The sequence below is a fragment of the Rosenbergiella sp. YN46 genome (assembly GCF_036620675.1).
Taxonomy (GTDB): domain Bacteria; phylum Pseudomonadota; class Gammaproteobacteria; order Enterobacterales; family Enterobacteriaceae; genus Jejubacter.
The window spans coordinates 92,757-104,010 of record NZ_JAZHEE010000013.1; the positions used below are offsets into that span (position 1 = coordinate 92,757).

Sequence of the window (11,254 nt, forward strand, 5' to 3'; positions counted from 1 at the left end):
CTAGACGTAAAGCGACGCGGCGCCGGGCGGACGGGTCTTAAAGCGGCGATGGATCCACAGATACTGTTCGGGGGCGCGCATAATCTCACGCTCGATCACCCGATTCATCCAGGAAGCCGCTTCCACGCCGTCCTCTTTCGGAAAACCTTCCAGCTCCGGTTCGATAATAAGCCGGTAGCCTGCGCCTTTCGGCTTGCGAATCAGCGTGATGGTCAGCATGGCGGCACCCGACAGGCGTGAAATCACAAAGGGACCATTAGTAGTCGCCACCCGGGGAACGGCGAAGAACGGTACAAAGCTGCTGCCTTTTGCGCCGTAGTCCTGATCCGGTGCGAACCACACCGCTTCCCCCTGCTTCAGGGCTCCGACTATCTCTTTCAGATGACGCCGGTCGATCATCTTTTTATTAGAGCGCATCCGCCCACGGGTCTGGGCCCATTCCAGCAGCGCGTTATTATGGCGCCGATATACCGCGCTCATCGGCTTACACAGCCCCATCATGCGACCGCCCAGCTCCAGAGACATAAAGTGAACGCCGACCACCAGTACGCCGCGATTACCGCGCTGGGCGGCCATCAGGTTATGAAGCCCTTCAACATCAAACCAGCGACGCAGGCGGCGATCCGACCAGAACCACGCCATACCGGTTTCCACCAGCGCCATACCAAGAGAGATAAAATTATCAGTAATCAGCTTTTCACGCTCGCTGGGGCCGAGATCGGGAAAGCACAGCGCGATATTTTGTCGGGCGATATCTTCGCGACGGCGTAAAAAACGACGCGAGTTACGCCCCGCCCAGGCTCCGATACGGGTCAGGACAGGATAAGGAAGTTGCACCAGGGACCACAGGCAAAACAGCCCGAACCACGTTAACCAGTAACGCGGGTGGAGATACGCCATCGAAAATCGCTGGGTTTGATTCATAAATTACCTTCTGCGACAGCAGTTCAGTACAGGTGAGGCAACGTAGTAAATCGCCTCGTCACTCTTCAGACTGCCTTTATTAATGAGAGTTCGCTATCGGAAAAATAATATATCGACACGTATCCACATTTTCTTCATTATTTATCCGCCCCATAAGATTCTTCTGCTATTTACGTCGTTTTTTGTAAAAACCTTTACAGCACAGCTGTCGTCAGCATAAAACTGCGTTTTTTAATCATTCCAGACCGATTATTTTTAGTCTTATGGTTTTTTAACGTACATGACAAAAAGCCCTCATAAAAATATGAAGGCTTTTCCAGGTATTGATCGCCAAATTAGCGCGTATGTCTGTAACAGACTGTGGTTGGATTATTCCGAAAATCACTTCGGATACCCGCGATCATCACCGATTTACAGAATATACACTTAGCGCCGTACGGGTTTCTTTCAGAAACATCGAAGTGCGATGTCCTAAACTGGGAACCGTGACAGCACGGACAGCGTAACATCAGACTCAACGCGGCACCACGTTAGCAGCGGCCGGGGCTTTCTGGCCGTTCTCGATAGAGAACTCAACCTGCTGGCCTTCATTCAGAGTACGGAATTCATTGCTCTGAATCGCAGAAAAATGGACGAAAACGTCCTTGCTACCGTTATCCGGGGTGATAAAACCAAACCCTTTATCCGGGTTAAACCATTTAACGATACCAGTAATTTTATCAGACATGTTGTTACCTTATTAATGAGCCTTCCGGCATATAATGGTCTGAATGACAGACATGAATCAGTGCTTAAAGAGGGACTCAAAAAGAAGGATACCTGACGGGTACTCTATAGAAATGAGGACTGCTTTATAAACGACTTGAGATGTTATCTGAGTATCAAACCGACATGGTCATTAACGCATACAAGCCTAACCAACACAAGCTATATCGAAATATTTACATAAAAAATACGCCGCTCCCGTCATCAAAGGTATAAAAAACAGCATACTGGCAAAAAAAATAAGCGAATAAAAGGCGTAACTCTTTACACAACGGCGGCACAGTATACATAACAAAGCGGGCTTAAATCTGAAAGCCAAATTCAAAGCGCCCGCCCGGCCCTTCCAGCAACCGGATATCACTACCATGCAACTGTAACATCTGGCGCACAATCATTAACCCCAGCCCCCCCGAAGTCAGACGCTGATGATTCAGCAGCGACGGGCGCAAAAACAGCGTGGCTTTAAGCGCTTCCGGCACGCCAGGCCCGGTATCGCTCACCCGAACCAGCACCCTGCCTGCTTCCCGCCACAGCTGAACGCTGACGGTGCCTCGTTCCGGCGTATGACGCAACGCATTATCGATAAGATTGGTCAGAACGCGCTCGATCATTCCGAGATCGGCGTTAATCATCGGCAAATCAGGGACAATATCCAGCACCAGTTGCTGCTCACGCGCCCGGGCTGTAAGCTCCATCTTCTGAAATACGTCCTGAACCAGCTCCGGCAGCGAGAACCGTTCCTTCTGCGGTTTCACCACGCCATATTCCAGGCGCGCCAGTTCAAACAGCGACTGGGCCAAAGTCCCGACCTTGCGGCTTTGCGCCAGCGCCGTTTCCAGGTAATGGCGCTTTTCTTCCTCGCTAAGGGAACCAGACATCACCAGCAGCGTCTCCAGATAACCATGCAGCGCGGTCAGCGGCGTGCGTAGATCATGGGAAACATTGGCAATAAATTCACGCCGCTGCTGTTCCTGACGCGCCAGACTTTCCCACTGGGCGGCGATCTTCTCTGCCATGGCGATAACTCCGCGCTGCAACTGCTGAATTTCGTCGGCGCTTCCCGCATCCGGTGGCGCCTGAGCGGCAACGGCCTGCATGCCGGCCAGTCCGCCGCTCTCCAGGCTTCGTACCCGGGTCGACAGGCGGCGCAGCGGGCGAGTTACCCAGCTAAAGGCCAGTACCGTCAGCACGCCAAGCAGCACAATAGCCAGCAGCGTCGCGCCGCCGGCCAGCGTCAGCAGCGAGCCGTGCTCGGCTCCATTACGTAACCGGGCGTAATCTTCTCCCAACAGGATCACATACAGATATCCCTGAAGCTGCCCCTGATAACGCAGTGGTGCAACGCTGAACACCTTGCGGCCGTCCGGGCTACGCGGATCGTCGCCATATAGCGGATAGCGGGGCCGGGACAGAAACCGGGTAATGGGTTCAATATCCACCTGTCTGCGACGAACATGCCCCTGTGGCGCGGCATCACCGATAATGCGCCCTGCTTTATCCAGCAGATACACTTCCACGCTTGGATTCACCGCCATCAGATGATCGAACAGCGAACGGAGTGAATTCTGATTTACCCCCTGACCGCTCAGCAGCGGATAACTGTCGGCAATGTGGGTCGCCAGCCCCGCCGACAGCTCCTGCACCATGGCCTGGGTATAGCGTTCATTTGAATAACGCTGAAGCCCCAGCAGCCCTGACGCGAACAGCGCCAGCAGCAGCGTAAAGACGCAGGTAAGGCGCCCGGTCAGCGTCATGCGTCGGGTAAGAAAGTTCATGAGGCCCCCGGCGCGTGAAACTTATAGCCTTTGCCCCAGACCGTCAGAATCCGCTGCGGCTCCGCTGGACTGGCTTCAATCTTAATGCGCAGGCGATTGATATGGGTGTTCACCGTATGCTCGTAGCCTTCATGCTGGTAGCCCCACACCTGATTAAGCAGCTCCAGGCGCGAAAATACCCGATTAGGGTGACGGGCAAAGAAATAGAGCAGGTCGAATTCGCGCGGCGTTAATTCCACCGGGCTCCCCGCCAGATTCACTTCCCGCGAGAGAGGATTAATGATCAGTTCGCCAAAGTACAGGATCCCGGCATCCATACGCAGGTTGTTCACCATCGCCTGCTGGCGCCGGAACAGCGCCTTAACCCGCGCCACCAGTTCCAGCATCGAGAAGGGCTTGGCCAGATAATCATCAGCCCCCAACTCCAGCCCCAGCACCCGGTGGGTTTCGCTGGAGCGGGCGCTGATGATGATGATCGGCGTATAGCGCGTCATGGTGCGGGCGTGACGGCAGATATCCAGCCCGTCGGCGCCGGGCAGCATCAGATCCAGAATCAGCGCGTCCCAGTCGCCTTCATCCAGCAGCGCCATGCCCTGAACGCCGTCGGCGGCGTGGGTAATCTGATAGCCTTCGGATCTCAGATGCAGCTGCAGGAGCCGGGCAATATCGGCATCGTCTTCCACGATCAAGATCTTTTTAGCGGTGTCCATGAAGCTCTCCGTGAGTCTTATCCCTTCAGTCTACACGGCGTAGGGATCGCAAGTTATCACATTTTATTTAACTCTCCGTGAGGATTCGGCGACCACCCACCCGCCATACTGCTCCACGACAACCCACAGGAGATGAACCATGAAAAAAATGCTGATAGCCCCGTTCACCGCCACGGCCCTGTTGATGGGCGCCGCCAACGCACTGGCTGCCGATGGCGTGGCAAAACAACCGATGAATCAAAGCGACGCCATGAAAAAACCGGAGATGAGTCATGACGACATGATGAAGCGTGGCGATAAGATGAGCCATGACGGCATGATGAAAAATGACGATATAAAGCAGGGGAAAAAGATGCAGGGAGATAAGATGATGAAGAAAGACGCCCTGAAGCAGCGCGATGTCATGAACGACGCGAAATCAGGCGGCTGACCCCCTCCCCCCTCAGTTATTCCCTCTCTCCTCCACGGCGTCGCGCTCTGCCCGGCGCCGCGTTAAAAAGCGCTCTATACTACAGTGACTTTTCCTATCGCCCCTCAGCAGACAGGATCAAATACGGATGCTTCAGGTGAATAAACACATTCTGGCCGTCATCTTTTCCGTGTCGGTCTTCGGTCTGACATACGGCCTGAGCGCACCACTGATTGCCCTGCAACTGGCCGATAAAGCCTACAGCGAAACCAGCATCGGCCTGAACGCCGCCATGCACGCCCTGGGGGTGTTCGCTATCGCCCCTCTGCTGCCACGACTGTTCCGCCGTTTCTCGCCGCTGACGTTGATGTGCGTTTCACTGTCGGCCATCGCCCTGCTGTTTTTGCTGTTTCCCTGGACCCCGGTGCCAGTCTGGTTCGCGCTGCGTTTCGGGCTGGGTATCTTCACCGAAATCATCATGGTGCTGACCGAAACCTGGCTGAATGACGCCACCGTCGAGCAGGCGCGGGGCAAAACCATAGCGTTGTATACCGCCGGGCTGTCGCTGGGTTTCGCCTCCGGCCCGCTGATTCTGACGCTCATGGGCAGCGACAGCGCTGGCCCTTTTGTGGTCGGTACGTTAATTGCCCTGGCTGCGATACTGCTTATCGCCAGAGCCGGAATGCCCCGCCAACCAGGCGATGCGATAACCCCCACCAGTCTGCGTCAGAGCCTGCGGCTGGCCTTCCTGGCGATAGTGGCTACCGCTCTGAATGCGGCGATCGAAGTGGCTGGCATGAACTTCCTGTCGCTCTACGCCATGAATCTGGGCTGGAGCGAATCCCGGGCGACATTATTGATTTCAGTGCTGATGTTTGGCGCTATCGTGCTCCAGCTGCCGCTGGGCTGGCTGGCGGATAAAGTGGATCGCCGCCGCCTGATAAGCGTGCTGGCGGTTATCTCCGCTGTCGGCGCCCTGATTTGGCCGCTGTTGCTGACAACGCCGCTACTGGCCTACTGCCTGCTGTTTATCTGGGGCGGCGTCTTTGTCGGCATCTATACCGTCGCTATCGCCTGGGTAGGGTCGCAGTTTCGCGGCGCTCAATTGGCGGGTATCTATGCCACTATGTCGGTGGCCTGGGGGGCTGGCGCCCTGATGGGGCCACTGCTGGGTGGCGCTGCGATGGAAGCCACTACCCACGGTTTGCCGTGGCTGACCGCCCTGCTGTGTGCCCTGTTCGCGGCGCTCTCATTACGCAAACAGGCGGCGCCGGACGTTAACTGACAGCCTCAGGGCTGTCCCCGCTGGCGCCGGATGTCCCGGGAAAAATGACCATCGATAATGGCGTCTGTCGGGCGCATCAGGCGGCTATTCTGCCTGAGTCTCTTAAACGGCAGCCGGGTATCCAGCAATCCCATACGATAGCAATAGCGATCGGCATAGCCGCTCAGCAGGATCCGCCAGTCATATTTTACGGCCGAAGAAACCGCCCGACCGTGACGTAAAATATTGGTCGTACAGTTATTGAACAGCGTATTGTACCATTCTGGATGCGCATTCACCTGCTGAATGCGTTGCAGATAGTCGCGCAGCAGCCGCTGACGTTGCTCCTGCGTTAGCGTTAGTTCATAAATCCAGACCCGCTCCCGACGCACATCGCTACGCACGCCGATCAGGTCACGCTCATCGGCGACCACATAAACCACCGGATAGTTGTGCAGGAAGCCGCCAAAAGCCGACCAGGGTTGATTCTGCCGACGCCGGGTTTCAATCGAAATCGCCAGCCACTCACCGTTACTAAATCCAAAGCTCAGAAAAACGTGCGCGATAGCGTTACCGCCCCAGTATGAGAGCACCAGATCGGTCTGGCTTGCTTCGCTCAGCCGAAAGAGGCGATCGTCCCAGGCCGGTAGCGGTTTCCCCACGCCGCGATAGCGAAAGTTACGCACATCACGCACCTGAAAACGATCGCTATCCAGCCAGCGGACGGTGGCCAACCGCTCATACTCCGCCAGCCAGGGAGCGACCGAGCGGCGCACCATCAGGGCGCTTCATCCTGACGACGGCGCCGAAACCACGACAACCGTACCGGATGCACAATAGCGTGCAGCGCCCGGGCATAATCCAGCGCCAGCCCTGGGGTCCATGCCATGGTGGTGGCACGTTTGCGCAACTGGGCGGCGATCCACAATTCCGGAATCAGAAACAGGCGCAAAAAGCCCAGCCAGCCGCAGCGTCGTGCCAGCACGCCATCCAGCGCCGCTTCCAGGCCATACACCACGCTGCTGGAACAGTTACGCCAGGTCAGATTATAGATCTCCACCTGGCGGTAGCCCGCCCAGTATCGGCGCAGCGCATCCGGATTAAAGTCGCGAAAGACGACTTTGCGATCCGATTCGCACCACGCCGCCGCCTCGCTGGGGTAGCTCTTCTGAAACTGCCCGAGCACATTGTTTTCCTGAATCGCCTTCAGGGTGTTAAAAAACTCCGATGGCGAGCGATCGATATCTTCAGCCGGATAGAGACTGATATAGAGATCCGGCGGCATCTCCAGCGCCGCATGGCCGGTGGAGATCACTCCGCTAGCATCGACCGCCGCAATATAGCGGTTAAACAGCGGGCGCGGCACCGGCGGGCTGGCCGCCGAACCTTCCGGCGTCCAGATATGCACGATCAGCGTATCGCCGGCGGCTGCCGGTGCCGGTAGCGGCTCTTCGGGCGTATCCTGCTGTTCAGGCAGCAGCCCGCCGGGAGCCAGCAGCATAAACACCGACACCCCGTCCCGTAACCGGAAAGCGCGCAGCGCCAGACGCAGGCACTGAAGAGCACCGAGAATCATGATCATACCGATAAACTGCGAAACGGTACCGTGGTGATGAGTGGGATAAGGAAAGAACAGAAACAGTCCGAAAAGCAGTTGGGCGAAACCGCCGCAAAAAGCCTGCCGCCAGTGTCGATAGCGCACCACCCAGGCGGAGGCCATCATAAACAGGCCGGTAATAAAAAAGGCAAACCCGAAGACGATAGCCAACAGCACATTGCTGCTCTCTCGCCCGGAAAGGATCAGCAGCGCGACAAAACAGAAGATACTACCTTTAAAGTAAAGCACTGCCTTCTGGGTACCCACGCCGCCCGGCGCCAGCAGCAGAGTCGCCAGGCTTTCCACCAGCAGTAGCCCACCGAAGATATGCAGCGGAAAATGGCGCTCTCCCTGCAATCCGTCGATAAAAATCGCACCCCCTAACCCACCCCACAGAAGTCCAAGAATCCCCAATAGCGGCGCATTGCGCCGGACAAAACCGGCACCGGTCAGTAACAGTGCAAGCTGTAGCATCGTCAGGCCTCCCGGGGTCGGTGAATAGAGATCTTGCTGTGCGGCGCTTCCTCCCAGTAGCCAACCAGCGCCATTCCTCCGGGCCCACGTAACGCAACCAGCTTACTTTCCTGCAGCCCGATCCGATGAGGCGGCGTCAGAATCAGGTGGAAATGAAAGATCTCGTCAGTCGACTCGCCGCGCCGGGCGGCCTGCCAGCGCGCCTGCATCGCTTCGCGCTCCCCGGGGGAGAGCAACGCCAGTAATTGATCCGCCCGCTCGATCGCCGAAAGTTGCTGGCTGAGCGGCGTATTCAGGTTTTCATCCCAGGTCAGGCGCCCGCTTTGCGGCTCCAGGTAGTAGGTCGCCCTGCCATGGCCTGGCCCCTGTAGCTGTCGCATACGCCCGTCCGCCACAATGCGCTTTTGTATGTAGACGAAACTTAGCAGCAGTGCCGTGCCGGAAAGATAGCACTGGGCCAGTAACAGCGGTTCGCCATGGCGCAGCCCGGGGATGAAAAACGGCCCGAGCCGATGCCAGGAGTAGTAGAGCACAATGGCGCTGAAACAGAGCAGAGAAAACGCCCCCATCCGGTTGCCGCCAAGCACCGGAATCGCGATCGTCAACGCCACCGGAATACAGGCCAGGCCGAACAACGCCGCCTGGCCGCGCGGGCCGACGATGGGCTGATGGAACACATACCACGCGCTGGCGCACAGCAATAGCCATAGCAGGCCGCCCACCAGCCACCTTCCCGGGGTAAAGGGCTCCGGCTGCCAGCACAGCCCCATCACGATTGTGGTTAGCAGAATGGTGCCGACGACGTTAGCAGCCCACCAAATCCACAGCGTCTGACGGAAATCAATCTCATGACGCATAGCCAGCCAGCCGCAGCCCAGCAACGCGGCGATGGCGCTGACCACCAGCGTCGCCAGCAGCCAGATCAGCACGCCATGCAGTCGATCGTTGGGTCTGGCCAGTCGTCGCACACACCATGCAATAGCGACATCGTTAGTTAGTGAAATGGCGGAATGAATCAGCGAGGTTTCCAGACTGTGACGCGTCGTCACATCCAGCAGCGTGCGCACCATAAACAGCGCGATAAAAAGCGCCGCCCAGTAAGAGCGACCGACAATTAAAAATGCGCTAACCGCAATACCGGCCGGAAACCAGACAAAAGAGACCCGACTAACCGGGTCATCCAGATACAGAGAAAGATACCCGGTAGCAAAATAGAGCACACACCAGATAATCATCGATAAGTACAGACGCCAGGAAGACACATCAGCCTCCAGTAACAGGCTTAAGGGAAACGGCTATCGCGACATTAAGCTTAGAACATCCGTCATGGGTGGGCGCCTGCGCGCTGAAAAAACCGTTACGCTTTTAGCTTTGCGAATCATCTTGTCTGCTTTTCGGTATGGGTTATTGCCATTTCGTTATATCGACAGATATAGCCGTGGCATACTGCTTTCCGCCGGTCAGAAGCCTTTCCGTTACCGGGAAATATCCTGAACCTGAATATTAAATAGTCAGTAAAAATGTGTGATTACATTCTGCCTGGAATGTCATTCCCTTTCGTTTTTCACCCTCATTTTTTGGCTGCATCGTCTGGCTAATAATTGCATATCTGCTGTCGCCCCGTTCTGGAATAAAATATGGCACCACCCTTTATTTTACTTCACGCTTTATAGCCTGGTGGCCGTGGATACTTATCCGGCCACGGAAACTTTCTTAATATAACGACACATTATTATGAACAGTATTCAGAAGATGTTTTTTACGCTCTTATTTTGTAACCTCGCTGTAGTTGGCCAGGCAGCGTGAAACCGGGCAAAAATGGCCCCGCGATGGTCGAATTCGCGCCGATATGGTCAAGCTCCAGGCTGGCGGGCGCCTGCTGCATCTTAACGTGAAGGACAACCAGTATGCCCATAAAGGCGATCCGCCGTTTGGCAACTATGCCGTATCGGTAGCGGAGATGGAGGCCGCGCTGCGTTCTACGTTCAGCGCGGGCTAAAATGAATCAGATGAGAGAAATGGCGAAGCGTCGCGCCCATCCTGGAACATCGCTGCTCAGCAGCGAAGAAGTCAGAAACAGCCGCCAGAGCCGCCTCCCCGGCGTTTATCTGAATGCTTAACAAAATTTCCGGCACCACGCCGGAAAGCTACCACAAACACCATAGTGGATAAATCTTATGTCACTACGCACCCGCCCTTCCGGGCGCTGTTGCCTGTTGCCCCACTGCTTTTTTCCCTGCAAACAGTGTCGGGATAAACCAAAAACTCCGCTCTGTTTTTCATATCACAAAGAGGCAACTGCACCATGAAAAAGCCCCGTATTACTAAAAAATAGCATTTCCCCGGAAACAGTCCGGAACCGGTATCCGGGAGGAAAAAGTGTACAGCAGCAAGGGGGGCTAAAGTCATATTTTTCTCTCTTAGCCATTAACCTGCAATGTCTATGACATCTCACACCTGAGAAGCTATTGCTACATAGTGACCGGCTCACATCAAAGGTGAGCGGCACAGGAACGATTATCCCACTATCCTACAACACCGGCCATAATCTACGTCGTTTTCTCCTGGAGATATATTGTTATTCATAGCGCAGGTACATCTCTATAAATTTTGGCATTTCCATGGGCTTTGCCAGATAGTATCCTTGCATAGAGTTAACCCCTGCTTTATGTAACTGTTCAAGCTGAACAGGATTCTCTACGCCCTCGGCCGTTACCGAAAGGCCAAGCTGTGTAGAAAGCGCCACAATAGCATCGATAACTTTCTGATAAATAAGTGTATTACCGGAAGACAATGTTAATTCACGGTCAATCTTAATGGTAGAAAAGCCAACATGCTCAATGTATTTGAGGGAAGATGTTCCTGCGCCAAAATCATCAATCGCAAAACGGATCCCTTTACTCATTAGCTCTTCCATGATGTCCATAGTCTCTTCATCCAGTTGCAAGGTTCCACGCTCAACGATTTCCAGAACCAGACCAGCCTTACCTTTAAACCTTTCGCAAAATAATATCATGTCCTGAACCAGCTCCTTAGAGTTAAGTTGTGGAGCAAATATATTGAACGAAAAATAAAAGTTATCCGGCAGATTATTGTCGTGGCTTACAAAGAAATCTGCTACATCCCTGAGCATTTTTCTTGAGATATAATTCATGTAATCACTACTTTCAAGATACTTGATGTACGAGATAGGTGATGTACATCCTTTACTATTTCTCACTCGCAAAAGTACTTCACACCCAACCAATGTATCACCATCTGTAGTGGTCAACAAAAACTGGCCACAGCTTTAGAGTTTTTCCAGAACAATCGTTCTGATTCATCCGGCGTCAGACC

At 54.8% G+C, this 11,254-nt stretch carries 12 protein-coding genes; 3 read left to right on the plus strand and 9 right to left on the minus strand.

The genetic code is table 11. The annotated features are described in order from the left end of the window. From lpxP to V3W49_RS11825, 5 genes are all read right to left on the minus strand, one after another. A complete protein-coding gene (gene lpxP / locus V3W49_RS11805) occupies positions 1-924 on the minus strand; it encodes a kdo(2)-lipid IV(A) palmitoleoyltransferase (protein ID WP_500145660.1) in 924 nt (307 codons plus the stop codon). Positions 925-1,259: 335 nt separating this feature from the next. Continuing rightward, the gene (ymcF, locus tag V3W49_RS11810; protein WP_500145688.1) at positions 1,260-1,433 is read right to left on the minus strand and encodes a cold shock small protein YmcF; all 174 of its coding nucleotides are present in this window, start codon (positions 1,431-1,433) and stop codon (positions 1,260-1,262) included. Between the two features lie 5 nt (positions 1,434-1,438). Continuing rightward, complete coding sequence (gene cspG / locus V3W49_RS11815) at positions 1,439-1,651, minus strand: cold shock protein CspG (protein WP_500145661.1); 213 nt, start codon at positions 1,649-1,651, stop codon at positions 1,439-1,441. Between the two features lie 340 nt (positions 1,652-1,991). Next, positions 1,992-3,464 carry a sensor histidine kinase gene (locus tag V3W49_RS11820; protein ID WP_500145663.1) on the minus strand — a complete coding sequence of 491 codons (1,473 nt, stop codon included), beginning with the start codon at positions 3,462-3,464 and terminating at the stop codon, positions 1,992-1,994. After that, positions 3,461-4,174, minus strand: coding sequence for a response regulator transcription factor (locus tag V3W49_RS11825; RefSeq protein WP_500145665.1), 714 nt, complete (start codon positions 4,172-4,174; stop codon positions 3,461-3,463). The genes V3W49_RS11820 and V3W49_RS11825 overlap by 4 nt, the downstream gene beginning before the upstream one ends. Before the next feature lie 139 nt (positions 4,175-4,313). On the opposite strand from V3W49_RS11825, the gene V3W49_RS11830 reads away from it, so the two are divergent. Further along, on the plus strand, positions 4,314-4,604 hold the full coding sequence (locus tag V3W49_RS11830) for a pentapeptide MXKDX repeat protein (protein ID WP_500145667.1): 291 nt from the start codon (positions 4,314-4,316) through the stop codon (positions 4,602-4,604). A 136-nt stretch (positions 4,605-4,740) separates the two neighbouring features. Then, a complete protein-coding gene (locus tag V3W49_RS11835; RefSeq protein WP_500145668.1) occupies positions 4,741-5,868 on the plus strand; it encodes an MFS transporter in 1,128 nt (375 codons plus the stop codon). Positions 5,869-5,873: 5 nt separating this feature from the next. On the opposite strand, the gene V3W49_RS11840 is transcribed toward V3W49_RS11835, so the two are convergent. From V3W49_RS11840 to V3W49_RS11850, 3 genes are read right to left on the minus strand one after another with little or no spacing between them, the layout of a single operon-like run. After that, positions 5,874-6,626 carry an Lnb N-terminal periplasmic domain-containing protein gene (locus tag V3W49_RS11840; protein WP_500145669.1) on the minus strand — a complete coding sequence of 251 codons (753 nt, stop codon included), beginning with the start codon at positions 6,624-6,626 and terminating at the stop codon, positions 5,874-5,876. Further along, entirely contained in the window at positions 6,626-7,918 is a 1,293-nt protein-coding gene (locus V3W49_RS11845; RefSeq protein WP_500145670.1) for an MFS transporter, read from the minus strand. Before V3W49_RS11845 ends, V3W49_RS11840 begins: the two co-directional genes overlap by 1 nt. A gap of 2 nt (positions 7,919-7,920) precedes the next feature. Then, positions 7,921-9,180, minus strand: coding sequence for an MASE1 domain-containing protein (locus tag V3W49_RS11850; protein ID WP_500145672.1), 1,260 nt, complete (start codon positions 9,178-9,180; stop codon positions 7,921-7,923). 587 nt (positions 9,181-9,767) lie between these two features. Between V3W49_RS11850 and V3W49_RS11855 the strand changes: the two genes are divergently transcribed. After that, positions 9,768-9,917 (plus strand): biotin/lipoyl attachment domain-containing protein, encoded by a 150-nt coding sequence (locus V3W49_RS11855; protein WP_500145673.1) that lies wholly within the window; start codon positions 9,768-9,770, stop codon positions 9,915-9,917. A gap of 579 nt (positions 9,918-10,496) precedes the next feature. Here the strand turns inward: V3W49_RS11855 and V3W49_RS11860 are convergent. Continuing rightward, positions 10,497-11,192 carry an EAL domain-containing protein gene (locus tag V3W49_RS11860; protein ID WP_500145674.1) on the minus strand — a complete coding sequence of 232 codons (696 nt, stop codon included), beginning with the start codon at positions 11,190-11,192 and terminating at the stop codon, positions 10,497-10,499. Positions 11,193-11,254: the final 62 nt, after the last annotated feature.

Excerpts from the sequence above, each read along its gene's own strand:
- lpxP (WP_500145660.1), bottom strand. The coding sequence starts at position 924 with ATGAATCAAACCCAGCGATTTTCGATGGCGTATCTCCACCCGCGTTAC.
- ymcF (WP_500145688.1), bottom strand. The coding sequence starts at position 1,433 with ATGTTACGCTGTCCGTGCTGTCACGGTTCCCAGTTTAGGACATCGCAC.
- cspG (WP_500145661.1), bottom strand. The coding sequence starts at position 1,651 with ATGTCTGATAAAATTACTGGTATCGTTAAATGGTTTAACCCGGATAAA.
- V3W49_RS11820 (WP_500145663.1), bottom strand. The coding sequence starts at position 3,464 with ATGAACTTTCTTACCCGACGCATGACGCTGACCGGGCGCCTTACCTGC.
- V3W49_RS11825 (WP_500145665.1), bottom strand. The coding sequence starts at position 4,174 with ATGGACACCGCTAAAAAGATCTTGATCGTGGAAGACGATGCCGATATT.
- V3W49_RS11830 (WP_500145667.1), top strand. The coding sequence starts at position 4,314 with ATGAAAAAAATGCTGATAGCCCCGTTCACCGCCACGGCCCTGTTGATG.
- V3W49_RS11840 (WP_500145669.1), bottom strand. The coding sequence starts at position 6,626 with ATGGTGCGCCGCTCGGTCGCTCCCTGGCTGGCGGAGTATGAGCGGTTG.
- V3W49_RS11845 (WP_500145670.1), bottom strand. The coding sequence starts at position 7,918 with ATGCTACAGCTTGCACTGTTACTGACCGGTGCCGGTTTTGTCCGGCGC.
- V3W49_RS11855 (WP_500145673.1), top strand. The coding sequence starts at position 9,768 with ATGGTCAAGCTCCAGGCTGGCGGGCGCCTGCTGCATCTTAACGTGAAG.